21 protein-coding genes are annotated in these 16,737 nt (G+C 56.6%); 12 read left to right on the top strand and 9 right to left on the bottom strand.

The window, feature by feature from the left end:
* Positions 1-6 precede the first annotated feature (6 nt).
* The 3 genes from AAC622_RS08120 to AAC622_RS08110 are packed head-to-tail and all read left to right on the top strand — an operon-like array spanning position 7 to position 2,611.
* Complete coding sequence (locus tag AAC622_RS08120) at positions 7-579, top strand: peroxiredoxin (protein ID WP_340261313.1); 573 nt, start codon at positions 7-9, stop codon at positions 577-579.
* Between the two features lie 33 nt (positions 580-612).
* Positions 613-1,926, top strand: a complete 1,314-nt coding sequence (locus tag AAC622_RS08115; RefSeq protein ID WP_340261310.1) for a lipoprotein-releasing ABC transporter permease subunit — start codon at positions 613-615, stop codon at positions 1,924-1,926.
* Positions 1,919-2,611: an ABC transporter ATP-binding protein gene (locus AAC622_RS08110; protein ID WP_340261308.1), complete on the top strand. Its 693-nt coding sequence runs from the start codon at positions 1,919-1,921 to the stop codon at positions 2,609-2,611. The genes AAC622_RS08115 and AAC622_RS08110 overlap by 8 nt, the downstream gene beginning before the upstream one ends.
* Here AAC622_RS08110 and AAC622_RS08105 read toward each other — a convergent pair.
* Both AAC622_RS08105 and AAC622_RS08100 read right to left on the bottom strand, forming a co-directional pair.
* Positions 2,608-3,525 (bottom strand): alpha/beta hydrolase, encoded by a 918-nt coding sequence (locus tag AAC622_RS08105; protein ID WP_340261306.1) that lies wholly within the window; start codon positions 3,523-3,525, stop codon positions 2,608-2,610. The genes AAC622_RS08110 and AAC622_RS08105 overlap by 4 nt on opposite strands.
* Positions 3,522-3,815 carry an SCP2 sterol-binding domain-containing protein gene (locus AAC622_RS08100; protein WP_340252356.1) on the bottom strand — a complete coding sequence of 98 codons (294 nt, stop codon included), beginning with the start codon at positions 3,813-3,815 and terminating at the stop codon, positions 3,522-3,524. Before AAC622_RS08100 ends, AAC622_RS08105 begins: the two co-directional genes overlap by 4 nt.
* Before the next feature lie 68 nt (positions 3,816-3,883).
* On the opposite strand from AAC622_RS08100, the gene AAC622_RS08095 reads away from it, so the two are divergent.
* The 5 genes from AAC622_RS08095 (at position 3,884) to AAC622_RS08075 (ending at position 8,942) form a co-directional block, all read left to right on the top strand.
* Entirely contained in the window at positions 3,884-4,504 is a 621-nt protein-coding gene (locus AAC622_RS08095) for a tetratricopeptide repeat protein (protein ID WP_340261304.1), read from the top strand.
* A 46-nt stretch (positions 4,505-4,550) separates the two neighbouring features.
* Positions 4,551-7,349, top strand: coding sequence for a helicase-related protein (locus tag AAC622_RS08090; protein WP_340261513.1), 2,799 nt, complete (start codon positions 4,551-4,553; stop codon positions 7,347-7,349).
* Positions 7,346-7,720 carry an RNA-binding S4 domain-containing protein gene (locus AAC622_RS08085; protein WP_340261302.1) on the top strand — a complete coding sequence of 125 codons (375 nt, stop codon included), beginning with the start codon at positions 7,346-7,348 and terminating at the stop codon, positions 7,718-7,720. The genes AAC622_RS08090 and AAC622_RS08085 overlap by 4 nt, the downstream gene beginning before the upstream one ends.
* A gap of 57 nt (positions 7,721-7,777) precedes the next feature.
* Complete coding sequence (gene fdxA / locus AAC622_RS08080) at positions 7,778-8,113, top strand: ferredoxin FdxA (RefSeq protein ID WP_317656208.1); 336 nt, start codon at positions 7,778-7,780, stop codon at positions 8,111-8,113.
* Between the two features lie 316 nt (positions 8,114-8,429).
* Positions 8,430-8,942: a CarD family transcriptional regulator gene (locus AAC622_RS08075; RefSeq protein WP_317656207.1), complete on the top strand. Its 513-nt coding sequence runs from the start codon at positions 8,430-8,432 to the stop codon at positions 8,940-8,942.
* Positions 8,943-8,999: 57 nt separating this feature from the next.
* Here AAC622_RS08075 and AAC622_RS08070 read toward each other — a convergent pair whose 3' ends face one another.
* Positions 9,000-9,764 carry an adenosylcobinamide-GDP ribazoletransferase gene (locus AAC622_RS08070; protein WP_340261300.1) on the bottom strand — a complete coding sequence of 255 codons (765 nt, stop codon included), beginning with the start codon at positions 9,762-9,764 and terminating at the stop codon, positions 9,000-9,002.
* Positions 9,765-9,851: 87 nt separating this feature from the next.
* Here AAC622_RS08070 and cobT point away from each other — a divergent pair, with 87 nt between their 5' ends.
* Positions 9,852-10,862: a nicotinate-nucleotide--dimethylbenzimidazole phosphoribosyltransferase gene (gene cobT / locus AAC622_RS08065; protein WP_340261298.1), complete on the top strand. Its 1,011-nt coding sequence runs from the start codon at positions 9,852-9,854 to the stop codon at positions 10,860-10,862.
* Here the strand turns inward: cobT and AAC622_RS08060 are convergent.
* From AAC622_RS08060 to AAC622_RS08045, 5 genes are all read right to left on the bottom strand, one after another.
* Complete coding sequence (locus AAC622_RS08060; RefSeq protein WP_340261296.1) at positions 10,859-12,829, bottom strand: cation:proton antiporter domain-containing protein; 1,971 nt, start codon at positions 12,827-12,829, stop codon at positions 10,859-10,861. The two genes, cobT and AAC622_RS08060, sit on opposite strands and share 4 nt — an antisense overlap.
* Positions 12,830-12,891: 62 nt before the next feature.
* Complete coding sequence (locus AAC622_RS08055; RefSeq protein WP_340261294.1) at positions 12,892-13,224, bottom strand: Lrp/AsnC family transcriptional regulator; 333 nt, start codon at positions 13,222-13,224, stop codon at positions 12,892-12,894.
* Positions 13,121-13,348, bottom strand: a complete 228-nt coding sequence (locus AAC622_RS12435; protein WP_445322617.1) for an Lrp/AsnC family transcriptional regulator — start codon at positions 13,346-13,348, stop codon at positions 13,121-13,123. Before AAC622_RS12435 ends, AAC622_RS08055 begins: the two co-directional genes overlap by 104 nt.
* Before the next feature lie 81 nt (positions 13,349-13,429).
* Positions 13,430-14,128 (bottom strand): DUF1194 domain-containing protein, encoded by a 699-nt coding sequence (locus AAC622_RS08050; protein ID WP_340261292.1) that lies wholly within the window; start codon positions 14,126-14,128, stop codon positions 13,430-13,432.
* Positions 14,095-14,523 (bottom strand): VOC family protein, encoded by a 429-nt coding sequence (locus tag AAC622_RS08045; protein ID WP_317656198.1) that lies wholly within the window; start codon positions 14,521-14,523, stop codon positions 14,095-14,097. The genes AAC622_RS08050 and AAC622_RS08045 overlap by 34 nt, the downstream gene beginning before the upstream one ends.
* A gap of 161 nt (positions 14,524-14,684) precedes the next feature.
* Between AAC622_RS08045 and AAC622_RS08040 the strand changes: the two genes are divergently transcribed.
* The 3 genes from AAC622_RS08040 to AAC622_RS08030 all read left to right on the top strand — a co-directional run bounded on the left by AAC622_RS08040 (position 14,685) and on the right by AAC622_RS08030 (position 16,466).
* Positions 14,685-15,503 carry a thymidylate synthase gene (locus tag AAC622_RS08040; RefSeq protein WP_340261290.1) on the top strand — a complete coding sequence of 273 codons (819 nt, stop codon included), beginning with the start codon at positions 14,685-14,687 and terminating at the stop codon, positions 15,501-15,503.
* 12 nt (positions 15,504-15,515) lie between these two features.
* A complete protein-coding gene (locus tag AAC622_RS08035) occupies positions 15,516-15,992 on the top strand; it encodes a dihydrofolate reductase (protein WP_340261288.1) in 477 nt (158 codons plus the stop codon).
* A 69-nt stretch (positions 15,993-16,061) separates the two neighbouring features.
* Positions 16,062-16,466: a DUF2177 family protein gene (locus AAC622_RS08030; protein ID WP_340261286.1), complete on the top strand. Its 405-nt coding sequence runs from the start codon at positions 16,062-16,064 to the stop codon at positions 16,464-16,466.
* Positions 16,467-16,517: 51 nt separating this feature from the next.
* Here AAC622_RS08030 and AAC622_RS08025 read toward each other — a convergent pair whose 3' ends face one another.
* A complete protein-coding gene (locus AAC622_RS08025; protein WP_317656193.1) occupies positions 16,518-16,724 on the bottom strand; it encodes a cold-shock protein in 207 nt (68 codons plus the stop codon).
* Positions 16,725-16,737 lie beyond the last annotated feature (13 nt).

Genomic DNA, 16,737 nt, shown 5'->3' with positions numbered 1-16,737 from the left:
GTGGCCATGTCTGCATCTGCCAAGCACGGGCTTGAAGTTGATTGGTCAACCATCCCTGCGCCTGTTGATGATGGTGCGGCAGATCACTTGCGCGGTATGACCTTGCCTGATGTATCTTTGCCTGCCACTGATGGGGCGGTCGTCTCTCTGGCGGCGCTTCAGGGGCGGAGCGTGATCTTTGCCTATCCGCGCACGGGACGACCTGATGTCGCGCTGCCAGACGGGTGGAATGACATACCCGGCGCGCGGGGCTGCACCCCGCAATCTTGTGCGTTTCGTGATCTTTACGCAGATTTGCGCGCGCTTGGGGTCGATCATCTTTTTGGCCTTTCAACCCAAGACAGCGCCTATCAGGCTGAGGCGGTTCTGCGTCTGCATCTGCCCTATGCGATGCTATCGGATCAGGGGCTTGCACTGCGCGATGCGCTGCGGTTGCCTAGTTTTGAGGTTGCGGGGGAGGTGTTGTTGAAACGCCTGACCCTGATCTGTTGCGATGGGGTGATCGAAGATGTGATCTATCCCGTGTTTCCGCCTGACGAAAACGCGAGCCAAGTTGTAGAGCGCCTCAAGAAGGCCTAAATCAGGGCAAGGAAGCCTTGCGAAGGAGTGGTCATGACCACCGCTGCCACCGCCAACCCTGCACCGCGTTCCCCGCGCCCGTTTGCGCGGTTTGAATTTATGATCGCCATGCGCTACCTGCGCGCCCGCCGTGCTGAGGGGGGCGTGTCCGCGATGACATGGATCAGCTTTCTTGGCATCGCTTTGGCCGTGGCGGCGCTGATTGCGACCCTCTCGGTGCGGGCGGGGTTTCGACATGAATTTGTTGGAACGATTTTGGGCGCGAACCCGCATATTTCGGTCTATGGTGCGCCCAATTACAGCGCAACAGGCGCGATGAGCCGTGAGATTTCAGATTACACTGATATTGCTTCGGCAATTGCAACGCTAGATGGCGTGGCCCACGTGGCCCCGGTGGTCACGGGGCAGGTCATGGCCGCCGCTTTTGGCCGAAATGCAGGCGTTGAGGTTGTGGGGATCACAGGCGCAGATTTGCGCAGTCTGCCCCTTGTTGCGGACCCTGAACGCGCATGGGGCAATCTGGATCAATTTGATCAAGGTGTCGCTATCGGCTCGGGCGTGGCGCGGGAATTGGGGGTGGTGGTTGGAGATCAAATCCGCCTGATTTCGCCCGATGGCGCGCGCACCGCTTTTGGCACAAGCCCGCGCATTGTGAATGCTGAAGTGGTCTATATTTTCCAAGTGGGCCGTTTCGATATCGACCGCGTGCGGGTCTATATGCCACTTGATCAAGCGCAGCCCTATTTTAACCGCGAAGGTTTGGTTGATCGCATCGATGTGATGCTGGACGACCCCGAACAAGCAAATGCGGCCGTGACCCGTGTGTTCGGTGCAGCGGGGCCCATGGCCACAGCGTGGACTTGGGAAGACAGTTCTGGCGCCTTTTTGCAAGCGTTGCAAATGGAGGACAATGTGATGTTCATCATCTTGTCGATCCTCGTGATGATTGCCACGCTCAATATTGTTTCGGGCCTTATCATGTTGGTTAAAAACAAGGGGCGCGATATTGGGATTTTGCGAACAGTTGGCCTCACGCAAGGGGCGATTTTGCGCGTCTTCTTCATTTGCGGGGCCTCTGTAGGGGTGGCGGGAACGCTATTTGGCGTGGCCCTTGGCTCGGCCTTCGCGATTTATATTGATCCCATTTTTGCTGCCGTGAATTGGATGGCAGGGGGCGGGGTCTGGGATCCTTCGGTTCGATATCTGTCGCAATTGCCTGCCCGATTGGAGATGGGCGATATTCTTTCCGCCATGTCCCTGTCGCTTGGGCTGTCATTTTTGGTGACGATTTTCCCTGCGCGCCGTGCGGCGCGAATGAACCCTGTGGAGGCACTGCGTTATGAGTGATCAGCCTGTGCTGCGCCTTGAGGGGGTGGAAAAGTCCTATAACCTTGGTCGCCCCAATGAGACGCGTGTTTTGTCGGGTGCGGATCTGCGCATTCATGCAGGCGAGATTGTTGGGCTCATTGCGCCGTCAGGCGCTGGTAAATCCACGCTTTTGCATATCGCGGGCTTGCTTGATACGCCTGACGCGGGGCAGGTTGATCTCTGCGGTCAGGCCATGGCGCGCGCGACTGATGCGGGGCGCAGTGCTGCACGCTGCCGTGATCTGGGGTTTGTGTATCAATTTCACCATCTCTTGCCTGAATTCAGCGCGCTAGAGAATATCGTGCTGCCACAATTGGCCCTTGGCCATGATGAGGGGGCAGCGCGGGCACGGGCCGCCGCTTTGCTTGATCGTGTTGGCCTCTCGCAAAGGGCGCAGCATCGCCCCGCCCAAATGTCTGGAGGCGAGCAGCAGCGCGTGGCAATTTGCCGTGCTTTGGCCAATGCACCACGGATGCTTTTGGCGGATGAGCCAACGGGCAATCTTGATCCTGATACGGCGGATATGGTGTTTGATATGCTGCTTGATCTCGTGCGCGCCTCCAACATGGCCGCGCTTGTGGCCACCCATAACCACGCCTTGGCTGCGCGCATGGATCGGGTGGTGGTGTTATCCCAAGGGCAGATTGCCCCGCATTGCCCCTAAGGGGCAACGCGCCCCAAAATCTGGGCTATGGCGCGCAAGGCTTGATCGCGCAGGGGATCTGTTTCCATCAACACCTCATGCGCGGCGCCTTCAATTTCAAGAAACTGACCATCAGGCCATGTCGCCATGATCTCTGCAATTCTCTCGCGCGAGACCACGCGCTCATCCGTGCCGACAAAGCCAAGGGTCGGAACACCTTTTGGCGCAGGCAGTGCGGCAAGGGCCTGACACTCGGTCAAGGCATGATAGACCCATGAAATGGATGCCCCCCCAAGGGTCAGCAGCGGGTCTGCCTTGGCTTGTTCCTTCATCCAATCGAGACGCGCCTGATCATGGGTTAGGGGATTGCCTTCAAACACCATCGGCTCATGCGGGCCTTGCGTGGGCGCATAGCGCGCGGCACGGCCAATCGGCTTAGCGATGACATAGGCAACCTTGGCCAAGATCCGCAAGACGGGGCTCAGTTGAATATCCCACATTGGCGCAGAGAACACCGCAGCTGCGGGGCGGAACCCGTTGTGAAGGGCGCGCAAGCCGATAGCGCCGCCCATCGAATGGGCGAACATGACCCATGGCTTGGGCAAATCGCAACGCGCGCAATAGTCAAGAAACGCATCCACATCGCGTTGATATTCAGAAAAATCACCCACATGACCGATTTGTGGATCTTCTAGCAACCGCGCCGAGAGGCCTTGACCCCGCCAATCAAGCGAAGCTATCCCCCATCCAAGCGCGGCAAAAGTTTGGGACGCATCCGTGTATTTCTCAAGGAATTCGGTGCGCCCCGTGAACAAAAGAATTGTTCCCTTTTGCCCCTTCGGCCAATGGCCCGCGCGTAAGCGTTTGCCGTCTGCGGCGGTGATCCAACGTATATCCTCGGGCCGATCTGCGCCGTAAAACGGGGGAGGTGTCACGCCAGAACCCCACCAAGGCGCATGGCGGCACTCATATCGCCCTCAAGTTTAAGTTTGCCTGACATAAATGCCATGGCGGGGTTTAGTCGCCCTGCGAGGATGTCTTGGAACACCTCTGATGTTGCACGCATGGTCACATCGGCAGGTTCAGCCTCGTCACTGGGGCGCACGTCTGCGCCTTGGATAATCACGCAACCTGCCCCCTCGATCACGAATTTAGCCGCGCCATCGTAAGGTTTGACCAGTTTTTTGGCGATTGCATCCACGGCTGCGGCAATCAAATCGGACATTGGAATTTCTCTTTCATAACGCGGCCTCACCGCAAGGATTTTGAAAATCAGGACTGGATGTCGCGTGATTGGCTGCTAACTTCTCACATATGATGTGGCTATTTCGGATCAGCTTCAACATCCTGATCGCGGTATTTTCAATAAATACGGCCCTCTGCTGTGCTGCCCTCGCACAATCTGCGCCTGCTGCACCAAGTGAGGAGGCTGCATCCGATGCAAGGCTCGCCTCCCTGTTGAGCGAGTTGCAAACCCCCGTTTTGCCCGATTGGGAACGTGTCGAAGCCGAAATCCTAAACTTTTGGTCGCGCTCGGGCTCTCCCGCGATGGATTTGTTGCTGCGCCGTGGCAGGCAGGCCATGGCACGGGGGGATTATTCCGCTGCATTGACCCATTTGACGGCCTTGACCGATCATGCGCCTGAATTTGCGGAAGGCTGGAACGCGCGCGCGACCCTATTTTATGAAATGGGCGATTATGGCCCAAGCCTTGATGATATCGCGCGCACTTTGGCCCTGAACCCCAATCATTTTGGGGCGCTCACGGGATTGGGCATGATCATGGAGCAGGTGGAGGCCTATTCCCATGCTTTGGACGCTTTTCGTGCCGCGCGCGCTATACATCCGCATCGCCCCGACCTAGAACAGGCAGTGGAGCGGCTGGAGCGCCAGCTTGAAGGAATCAGCCTCTAGGCAAGAGGCGGGCAGGGCTCTGCCTAAAACGGGCAAGATGGGCGGCATGACGGGCACATTGATGGGCCAAGGGCGGATCGCTGCCGTATTAGGCCCCACCAATACGGGCAAAACCCATTACGCCATCGAGAGGATGTTGGCGCATCGCACTGGCGTGATTGGCCTGCCTTTGCGCCTCCTGGCGCGCGAAGTCTATGATCGCATCGTGGCCATACGCGGCCCTTCCGTGGTCGCGCTGATCACGGGCGAGGAACGCATCATTCCTGATCGCGTGCAATATTGGGTCTGCACAGTCGAGGCGATGCCCACAAATCACGCATGCGATTTTTTGGCTGTGGATGAAATCCAACTTTGTGCTGATCCAGAGCGGGGCCATGTCTTTACCGACCGCTTGCTTCACGCGCGGGGCCTGCATGAGACGTTGTTTCTGGGCGCAGATACGATGCGGGGCGCAATCGCGGCGCTTGTGCCGAAGGCGCAATTCCTGAGGCGAGAACGCTTTTCTGAACTGACCTATACTGGTTCAAAGAAACTGTCGCGCATGTCGCCGCGCTCGACCATTGTCGGGTTTTCGGTTGAAAACGTCTATGCCATTGCCGAGCTTTTGCGCCGCCAAAAGGGTGGTGCTGCGGTTGTGATGGGTGCGCTTAGCCCGCGCACACGCAATGCACAGGTCGATTTATATCAAAACGGCGATGTTGAATTTCTGGTGGCTACGGATGCCATTGGCATGGGGCTTAATCTGGATATCAAGCACGTGGCCTTTTCGGGGCTGCGCAAATTTGATGGTCGCAAGATGCGCGATTTGGCGCCGAATGAATTGGGTCAGATCGCGGGCCGCGCGGGCCGTCATACTTTGCAAGGCACATTTGGTGTGACGGGCGAGGCAAGCCCATTAGATGATGAAGTGGCTAAAGCCATCACCGAGCATCGTTTTGCCCCTATCCGCAAATTGCAATGGCGCAACAGTCGCCTGTCATTTGGATCAATTTCGCGTCTTTTGATGTCTTTAGAGGCGCAAACCGACAATGAATGGCTGACGCGGGCGCGTGCAGCCGATGATGTCATCGCGCTGCGGACGCTTTCGGAACGGGCTGATGTGACCCATCGGATCAGAGATGCCCAAGATGTGCGGCTTTTGTGGGATGTATGCTGTATCCCTGATTTTCGGGGGATTAGCCCCGCTGAGCATAGCAGCCTCTTGGCGGGTATCTTTCAATATTTGCATGAATTGGGCCGCGTGCCTGATGATTGGCTTGCGCGGCAGGTAAAGCGGATTGATCGGCAAGATGGCGACATTGACACATTATCGAAACGCTTGGCTTATATCCGCACATGGACATTTGTCGCACAACGTGCTGCTTGGGTGGATGATGTCGCGTATTGGCGCGAGGAAACCCGTGCGGTAGAAGACCGCTTGTCAGATGCGCTCCATGAGCGACTGACCCAAAGATTTGTCGATCGGCGCACATCGGTTTTGATGCGGCGATTGAAACAGAAGGAGAGCCTTGTGGCCGAAGTGAATGAAAACGGGGAAGTCACCGTAGAGGGCCAATTCATTGGTCGTTTGGACGGGTTCCGCTTCCGCCAAGATAGTGCCGCCACCCCTGATGAAGCGAAAACTTTGCGCCAAGCCGCCGTGGCTGCCCTCAAGCCCGAGCTGCATCTGCGCGCAGATCGTCTGTATAATGCACCCGACACGGAATTTGACTTCACCGAGCAAGGTGGGCTGATGTGGGGCCAATCGGCGGTTGGCAAACTCACCCTTGGCAGTGACGCAACACGCCCCGTGGCTGAGGCCTTTGTTGACGAGGATGCTGGCCCTGAGGTTATCCAGAAAGTGCAGCGGCGCTTGCAGCATTTTATTGATCGCAAAATTGCGGCCCTGTTTGAGCCTATGTTGGCGATGCAAAAAGATGAGGGCATCACGGGGCTTGCGCGCGGTTTTGCCTTCCGCCTGTCTGAGGCCATGGGCATCTTGCCGCGCAGCGATGTCGCAGACGATGTCAAAGCCCTTGATCAAGAGGCACGCGCGCTCTTGCGCAAACATGGGGTGCGCTTTGGTCAGTTCACCGTGTTCATGCCTGCCTTGCTAAAACCCGCGCCGACACGGTTGCGCTTGGTTCTATGGGCGTTGGCAGGCAAGTTGGATCAATTCCCCGAAAGCCCCCCTCCGGGGCTCGTGACAATTCCCAATGACGCAGAAGCGCCAGAGGGGTATTTCACAATGTCAGGTTACCGTCCTGCTGGCACGCGTGCGATCCGTATTGATATGCTTGAACGTCTCGCTGACATGCTGCGCAAGGAAGACAGCCGCGCAGGGTTCGAGGGCAATGCAGATATGCTGTCCATCACGGGCCTCACGCTGGAGCAATTCGCGGATTTGATGACAGGTCTTGGCTATCGCGCTGAGAGGGGCGAACGGGTGAAGGTTAAGGCGGTGGTTGATGCCCCCGCCGAGATCGCAGCGCCTGATGCCGCCACGGATGCGGAACCCGCCGAAACTACCCCTGAGCCAACCACCGAAGTGCCACAGGTGGCAGATGCTGCTGCAACCGATGCCCCAGAGGATGCCCCAGAGATGGAAGTTTTCTATAACTTCAAATGGGCGCCACCACGGCGGGATCGTAAATCAAACCCGCGCCGCGAAGGTGCGGGTGAGGCGGATGGATCAGGACGGCCTCCGCGCAAAGGTGGCAAGCCGCAGCGCGGGCCCAAAGGGAAGGGTCAGGGCGGCAAGCCTGAGGCCGCGCGCAGTTTCAGCGCCAAGCCCGAGAAAAAAGATCGCATTGATCCCGATAACCCATTTGCGCAGGCCTTGATGGGTCTGAAGGAGAAAGGTTGACCCAATCCCGCCCGACCTTGCGGATTGATAAATGGCTGTGGCACGCGCGGTTCTTCAAAACCCGCAGCCTCGCCACCCGTATTGTTGAGGAGGGGGCGGTGCGGGTGAACAGCGCGCGGGTTACCAAACCCGCAACTGCCATCGGCGCGGGGGATGTTCTGACCTTCGCACAAGGCCAGACGGTGCGCGTGGTGCGGGTTATATCCTTGCCCGTCCGCCGCGGCCCCGCCTCGGAGGCGCAGGCCTGTTATGCCGATTTGAGCGAGATCAAAGAAACTGTTCCAGAAAAGCCCCAGATGGAGGGACATGGACGCCCCTCAAAACGCGAAAGGCGACAGGCTATTTCTTTGCGCCAAGGGGTGCTTGAATGATGGGCGACAGGGCAGTAAACCCATGCCGCATGATCTTTTGAAAAGAGTGATGACCCTATGACCTATGTCGTGACCGACAATTGCATTGCCTGCAAATATACAGACTGCGTTGAGGTATGCCCCGTGGATTGCTTCTACGAGGGCGAGAATATGTTGGTCATCCATCCAGACGAATGTATCGATTGTGGCGTCTGCGAGCCTGAATGCCCTGCCGATGCGATCCGGCCCGACACTGAGCCAGATATGGAGCAGTGGGTTGAGTTTAACCGCAAATGGTCAGAAGCATGGCCTGTGATCATTACCAAGAAAGACCCACTGCCCGAGGCAGAGGAAATGGATGGTAAGCCTGGCAAAATGGATCTCTTTTCCGAAAAGCCCGGTGAAGGTGGTTAAATAGCAAAAAGACGCGGCGATTCTGGCACCGATTCGCCTGTGTTCTGTTTGTGCTGGCCTTTATTTGTGCGCAAATTTATCTGAAAAAATAGGGATACGGGCGCAGGTCTGCTGCGCCAACTTTGAATCAGCGTAATTTTGTGTTAAATTAATGTTGCAAGCTTTTTTGGAATCACTGCCCAAACCAACATATTCACGGGCTTAGGCCATCGCCTCACATTCCGTAACAATCGCCAAGGTAGAAAAGCAGCTCTTTTCTGCATGCGGTTTTTTCGGCTGATTGCCGTGGGTGGCCCGTGCAAAGGAAACACTGCTTATGAGCAAGTCGCGTAAATCGCAAGAATTCAGCCCCAATGATTATGTCGTCTATCCCGCCCATGGTGTAGGTCAGATCATCTCGATTGAAGAGCAAGAGATTGCTGGCATCAATCTGGAGCTGTTCGTGATCTCGTTTGAAAAAGACAAAATGACCCTGCGGGTGCCAACCGCAAAGGCCACTGAGGTCGGGATGCGCTCGCTGTCGAGTCCCGATGTCGTGTCCAAGGCGCTAGATACGCTGAAGGGTAAGGCGCGGGTGAAGCGGGCCATGTGGTCGCGCCGTGCGCAAGAATATGAGCAAAAGATCAATTCTGGCGATTTGATCGCAATTGCCGAAGTGGTGCGCGATTTGCATCGTGCGGATGACCAGCGCGAGCAAAGCTATTCTGAGCGTCAGCTGTATGAAGCGGCGCTCGAGCGTTTGACCCGCGAGTTGGCCGCCGTGCAAGGCATGGATGAGCGCGGCGCGCAGCAGCGCGTGGATGAGGTTTTGACCGCCCGCGCGGCCTAAGCCATTTCTTGAAACATTCGATGCGCCGCGTGAAGGGATCTTCGCGCGGCGTTTTTGTTATAAGACAGATGCAATTGTCGCCAAGGCGACAATTTCGGTGATCTGTTGGCTTGCCCCCAACACATCCCCCGTTTGCCCGCCGATTTTGGCCTTAGCCAACAGGCCAAGGCCAAATGCCGTCAAGGCTGCAACGCCAATCACCAAGAGGCCCGAAAGCGGCCCGATTAGCCCCAATGTTATCAGGAAGGCAAGAATAGCTGCGCCGCCCGTGGTGACGTTAGACGGGGTTCCCACGCTGCGCGACAGGCCCGCGGCGCGGGGGTTGGGCAAAAAGCGCATCAGCACGACCATGGGCGCGCGGCTCAATGCAGCGATGGCAATCAGGGCAAGGGGGGCTTGCGGTAAAACCGTAATAATTAGGCTTGCGCGAAGCAGTAGCGATAAGGTCAGGGCAATGACGCCGTATACGCCCACATGACTGTCTTTCATGATGGTCAGGCGATCTTCCACACTCCATCCGCCCCAAAACCCATCAGCCACATCCGAGAGACCGTCCTCATGCATCGCGCCTGTGCTGAGGATAAGGGCGGCAAGCGCGATTATACCCGCAACGCTAAGCGGCAGGCCCAGCCCCAAAGCCGCACCGCCAAGCCCCATCCCAATCGCGCCGATAGCCGCGCCCACAAGCGGATAGGCCCATGCGGCCTCTGCGCCGCGCGTGTAATCGGGTTTGAAGGGCAGGGAAAGGCGGCTCAAAAGCGCAAAGGCAACGGCGATATCGCCTAGTTTTGGTCGGTTTCCATGCAGAAAGTTATAGGTCATTCTTGCGATGTTCCTGTTGTCCCCGCCATTGTCTATCGGATAGGGGGGGCAGCACGCAATCCTTTGATCTGGTGGACAAAGCTCGTCATGCAATTTGAGACCCTTTCCGACATTCGCGCGACCCTTGTCGCAGCCCCCAAATCTGATGCAACCGCGTTGGAGGCTGCCGAGTTGCGCAACAGCCAATTGACCAAGCCCCCTGCCGCTTTGGGGCGTCTTGAGGAGGTGGCAATCTGGTATTGCGGGTGGCGCGGTAATGCGCGCGCGCAAATTGACGCCCCACAGGTCATTGTCTTTGCAGGGAATCACGGGATCACCGCTCAGGGTGTCAGTGCCTTTCCCGCTGAGGTCACAGTGCAAATGGTTGCTAATTTCGAGGCAGGCGGGGCAGCGATCAATCAACTGTCCAAGCTTGCTGGCGCGAAGATGGATGTTCATGCGCTTGATCTGGAACAGCCAACCGCAGATTTCACGCAAGGCCCTGCAATGGATGAGGCCGCATTTTTGGCTGCGTTCTTAACGGGCTGGGGGGCTGTTGATCCAACTTCTGACCTTTTGGTGGTGGGAGAAATGGGGATCGGCAACACCACTGCCGCTGCGGCGATGGCCTGCGCGCTGTTTGGTGGCACGGGGGGCGATTGGGTTGGTCGCGGCACGGGTGTGGATGATGCGGGCCTTGCGCGCAAGGCGGATGTGGTGGCGCGGGGGATTGCCGCGAACCCTGAGGCGCGGAGCGATCCATTGACGGCTTTGCGATGCTTGGGCGGGCGCGAGATTGTTGCCATGGCGGGCGCGATTGCTGCGGCGCGCGCAAACTGCATCCCTGTTATCCTTGATGGATTTATCTGCACTGCGGCGGCCGCCTGTTTGGAGCAGGCCCAAAAGGGTGCATTGGATCATTGTGTGGCAGGCCATCTCTCAGCTGAGGGAGGACATCGCAAATTGCTGGACGCGATTGGCAAAGAGCCTTTGCTGAACCTTGGATTGCGTCTTGGTGAAGGTAGCGGGGCCGCCTTGGCCATTCAAATTCTTAAAGGGGCGCTTGCCTGCCACTCAGGCATGGCGAGCTTTGCTGAAGCTGGCGTCAGCGCGGGTTAAGAGGCATCCCGCGCACCGCCGCGTGACAGCTTGCCCGAAAGTGCGCTGGCATCACCGCGCGCGCGGCGGCGATCTGTAGGGCCTTCCCACATGGCATTCTCCCGCGTGGATTCGTCTAATGCGCTGAGCAGCGCCGCCTCAAGGTTCGCGTTCAATTCGCGCGCGCGTTCCATATAGGCGGGGTTCTCGGCAATCGGCACGCCTAGTTTCCACAGTTCCGCCAAATCGCGCAGATTTTGGCGGTCATGGCGGTAAAAGGCCACCTCCATTTCATGGGCCTCGTAATCAGACAGGCCCATATCCTCAAGCACATAGCGCGCGGCCCGCAGTGAGCTGTCGAACATCTCGCGCACGATATGATCTGCACCTGCCTTATAAAGTTCGTAGACATGCAGCCGATCATGCGCCCGTGCAGTGATATGGAGATCTGGCCTGATGCGGCGCGCATAGGTGACAAGACGCACCGCGCTTTCCTTGTTGTCGACCGCAACGACAAGAACCTTGGCCTCTTCTAACCCTGCCGCAGTCAAGAGTTCGGGGCGGGTCGGGTCGCCGAAAAACGCCTTGAAGCCAAAGCCGCGCATCAGTTGGATGACTGATAAATCGGCATCGAGCACCACCGTCTTAAACCCTGCACCTTGGACAACACGATTGACCACCTGCCCAAACCGCCCCACGCCTGCGATGATGATGGGCGCGGTTTCCCCGATTTCATCGGCCTCTGGGGCGGTGCCTGTATCGGCCAAACGATGGGCGAGCCGATCATAGAGGATGAAGGCCAAAGGCGTCAGAAGCATGGACAGCGCCACAACCAGCAAAAGCGTTTCGCCGGTCGCATCGGTCATCACCGATTGCTGCACTGAGAATGAGATCAAAACAAAGCCAAACTCGCCCGCTTGTGCGAGGCCAAGCGTAAAGAGAGACAGGTCTTTTTTCCGCATTCCAAAGGCAAATCCGATAGCCAAAAGGATTATCCCTTTAAGGGCCATCATTCCCAAGGTCAGACCCAAGATTGTCAGGGGTGCTGAAAATAGCGTTCCGAAATTTATACCTGCGCCCACAGTGATAAAGAACAGCCCCAAGAGCAGGCCTTTGAACGGGGCGATATCGGCCTCTAATTCATGGCGGAATTCGGAATTGGCAAGGACAACGCCCGCAATAAACGCCCCAAGCGCGGGCGAAAGCCCCACCAAGATCATGAGGGCTGCGATACCAACAACGATCACTAGCGCCACCGCGGTATAAACCTCGCGCAAGCGTGCCATGTGGATAAAGCGGAACAGGGGGCGGGATAGGAAATGCCCCGCAAGGATCACAAGCGCGATGGCGGCAATTGTGACCAGCGTTACCCCCCATCCCGGCAGTCCCTCGACCAGTGAGAAGGAATGGGCCCCATGATCCGCCGTATTGGTTGCGCGTTGGATCGAGCCGTCTTGTGCAAAACTTAAACTGCCCGACACGGCCAAAAGGGGAAGAAACGCCAACATCGGAATGACTGCAATATCTTGGGTCATAAGCACAGAAAACGCGCCGCGGCCGCCGTTGGTTTTCATCAATCCCTTTTCGCTGAGCGTCTGTAGCACAATCGCGGTCGAAGACAGGGCCAAGATCATCCCTGTTGCCAAGGCCAATTGCCATTGCAAGCCAAAGAGCAGCGCGACCCCTGCAAGCGCAAAGGTCGTCAAAACAACCTGCGCCCCGCCCAAACCGATCAAACGTTGCCGCATATCCCACAGATTGCGCGGCTCTAGTTCTAGACCGATCAGAAACAGCATCAGCACCACGCCAAATTCGGCGTAATGTTGGAGGTCATCCGTGTCCGACCCAATATACCCAATCAATGGGCCAATCGCGATGCCAGCAAGCAAATAGCCCAAGACCGATCCCAGACCAAACCGCACGGTCAAAGGCACAGTGATGACCATTGCAGAAAGGTAGATTGTCGCCTGTAAAAGCAGACTTTCCATCGGCCTGTCCTTTGCGTGGGGGAGGTTGCGTTCGTCTTGAGTGCAACTTTGGCACGAGTGGATCAGAGCGGCAAGGCGCTGTCTGGCTTGATTTGCGCCATCACGATCTCGGTGTGCAGTTTCTCGACCATCGGATGGGGTAAGATGATGGTATCAATGAGTTCGCGTAGGGCGTCTAGATCGCTGCGCCAAACGCGCAGGATTGTGTTTGCAGAGCCTGTGACATCAAAGGCTGAAACGATTTCAGGGGTGCTGTGTAGCAATCGCTTGAAATCATCCATCAAGGCAGGATCATGGGCGCTGCGGGTGAGTGTCAAAAACGCCTGCACTGATAAGCCGCAGGCCTCTGGTGCAATATCTATGCTGAACCGCGCGCAGCACGCCTGTTTGTTCATGCTTTTGTCGCCGCCGCCCTGCTTGAGAGGTCGAAAGACCAAGATGACGCCCCATCTCCTGCGCCGTCATTGCGCCATTTTGTTGCAAGGCACGTAATAAGCGGCGGTCAGTTCGGTCAAGCATGCGCAAATCACCCAAAATATAATCAAAACTTACATATAATTTGCATATCATTCGCGGCTTTCCAAGTCATTTGCGCGCGGATCAAAGGCCGCCCAACATTATGGGGCGCAATTCGCGTTCGAGTTTGCGCAACATGGCGGCTTCAAAATCTTGGTAATCGCGCGCCTGTTCGATAAAGGCACCCGGCCCGCGCAGGATTTCGCGTTGGTAATATTCGACAATATCAACCGCTGCGCCCCCAATCGCCAACCCGTTCACAGTGACGTTGTCAAAGGGGAAATGGGCAAAAGCGTGGCTTGGTTGAAATCCCTCGTTGTTTTCACCATCCCCCGAGATGTCGAGCGTATAAAAATCACAGGCAGGTGCTGCTGCTAATTGCGTGGCCCCAAAGCCGAGCGCGTATCCAAGTGCGGTTGGAAATTCATCATCCGCGCGCGGTGCGGCCACAATTTCGGCAGCGACAGCGGTGAGGGTTGTCGGGGTGTCGAGGATCGTCCAGTCAACCAAAAACTGCTGTTGCCTTCGTCCTGACCACTCATACACCAAGATGGCCACGGGTGCCGCGCTGTCAAACAGTGCGGTCATGACAACTGGGCTTGTCAACGCATTGGCAAGGCCCGCGCGCATCAGCCTGTGTTCGTCACTGTCAACCGATGCCGATGCATCCAACCCAAGGGCCAAGGCCAAGCGGCAAGCCGTAGCCGATTGGGGCAGCAGCAAAGCCACCCCAATTATGAGTGCGGCCCTTACCAATGCCCGATATTTGGCATCGAAGCCCATGGTTCAGCGGGCTCTTGTGCCGCACCTTTTTGAAGCAATTCGACCGAGATATTATCGGGTGAGCGCACAAAGGCCATTCGGCCATCGCGCGGGGGGCGATTGATTGTCACGCCATGATCCATCAAGTGCTGACACATCGCGTAGATATCATCCACCTCATAGGCGAGATGCCCGAAATGGCGGCTATCTGATGGCAGCCCATCATCACCATCCCAGTTATAGGTCAGTTCAACGGGACATTCCTCTTGGCCTTCAGGGGCCATGAAGATCAGGCTAAAGCGCCCGCTTTCATAATCAGAGCGCCGCGTTTCCTTTAGGCCTAAGAGCGCAAAGAATTTTTGGGTTGCTTCAAGGTCTTTGACCCGCACCATTGTGTGAAGATATCGGATTGCCACGGCTGTCTCCCTCGTGAAATTTCGCGTTGCCTCAAGCTTAGCGTGAAATTTGCAGAATTACAGGGGGCCGGGGCACGAAATGCCCCACCCGATATTGCGGTTTGTGCTAAAATCGTTTCAATATACAGCGTAACGATGGCCCAACCTGTGGATGCGTGGCGATGCAGCAATATCATGACCAATTGGCGCTGATCCTTGAAAAGGGCGTGGATACAACGGACCGCACAGGCACGGGCACGCGCAGCTATTTCGGCCTGCAAGCGCGCTACGATTTGAGCGAAACTTTCCCGCTGATTACGACCAAAAAGCTGCATCTGAAATCCATTATTCACGAGTTGTTATGGTTCCTCGCGGGCGATACGAATATTGGCTATCTCAAAGAAAATGGCGTTTCCATTTGGGATGAATGGGCCGATGAAAAGGGCGATCTTGGCCCTGTTTACGGCCATCAATGGCGACATTTTCCAAAGGTTATGCATGGTGCAGATGGCGCCGTGTCGATTGGATCGGTTGATCAGATTTCGAATTTGGTTGAGATGATCAAACGCACGCCGGACAGTCGCCGCCTGATTGTGTCGGCTTGGAACCCGGGCGAGGTAGATCAAATGGCCCTGCCGCCCTGCCATACGCTGTGGCAGGTGAAAATCTTGAACGGGCGGCTGAGCCTGCAGCTTTATCAGCGTTCGGCAGATATGTTTTTAGGGGTTCCGTTTAACATTGCCTCTTATGCCTTGCTTGCGGTGATGCTGGCCCATGTCACGGGCTATAAGCCCGGCGAATTTGTGCATTCGATAGGCGATGGTCACATCTATTCCAATCATATGGATCAGGTGAAAGAGCAACTGTCGCGCGACAGTCGCCCTGCGCCGACCTTGCGGCTTGCACGCGATGTTGGGTCGATTTTCGATTTCCGCTACGATGATTTCATCATCGAAGGGTATGACCCCCATCCCGCCATCAAAGCGCCAGTGGCGGTTTAGGGGGGTAAGATCATGATTTCACTTGTCGTGGCGCGGGCGCAGAACGGCGCGATTGGAAAGGGCAACACAATCCCGTGGCACGCGCCCGAGGATTTGGCCTTTTTCCAACGTGAAACAATGGGCGGGGCGGTGATTATGGGCCGTATCACATGGGAGAGCCTCCCGTTTAAGCCGCTGAAAAATCGCCTCAATATCGTGGTCAGCCGTGATAAATCCTTGCACGATAAGGTTGTCGCTTCTGTGGATGCAGCGATTGAGTTGGCCCGAAGCGCAGGATATCCGCGGATTTACGGGATTGGCGGTGCACAGATTTATGCGCAAATGCTGCCGATGGCAGACAGGCTTTTGGTCACCGAGGTTGATTTGGTGATTGAGGCGGCAGATGCCTACTTCCCTGAGATCACCGAAAGTGATTGGCGCGAGGCGTGGCGGCATCCCTTGCGCGAGGAAGGCCCCGCGTGCGTGGTGCGGGAATTGGTGCGGGCCTAAAGTTTTGCCTTATTCAAAAGCACCGCTAACTTATGGCATGCGGGACGTAGCGCGAAAAGGCGGCAGCTGATGACCCTCTTAATGCTCTTCGTGGCGACATCTTTGATCTTCCTCATTGCTGATGCGGTGATGTTGAACACAGTGTTACAGCCTGTCTTTGCGCGGCATATTGGCGACTTGCTCTATGAAGGTGGGTTTCGCCTGTTGCCTGCAATCTTGTTTTATCTGACCTATATGGGGGGCATTCTTTACTTTGCCTCCACCCCCGCGATGCGCGCAGATACGCCAAGCCTTGCCCTGATCAATGGTGCAATTTTGGGCTTTGTGGCCTATGGCACCTATGAATTCACCTCTTGGGCGGTGATGCGTGATTGGCATCCGCAAATGGTGCTAATGGATGTGATTTGGGGCGCCACGCTGACAGGGGTTGCCGCATGGGGTGGGGTCATGATCGCGCGCGCCATCACGGCCTAGGAGGCCATGCGCGCAAAGCGGTGTGGTTGCCTTGCGCGCGGGGTTTTGACGTCAGAGAATTTTCAGATCGACCGCAGAGGCGCGACCATCGCGGCCTTCACGAAGCTCAAAGCTGATTTTCGTGTTATCGGCTAATTCTTTCATCCCCGCTTGTTCAACTGCAGAGATATGCACGAACACATCTTTGCCGCCGCCATCAGGCGCGATAAACCCGTAACCTTTGGTGGTGTTGAACCATTTCACAGTGCCAGTGGGCATTTTCGTATCTTTC

It is taken from the genome of Roseobacter sp. HKCCA0882 (assembly GCF_037805225.1).
GTDB lineage: Bacteria > Pseudomonadota > Alphaproteobacteria > Rhodobacterales > Rhodobacteraceae > M30B80.
The sequence above is the reverse complement of the archived record's forward strand: the minus strand, read 5'-3'. Positions and strand labels throughout refer to the sequence as shown.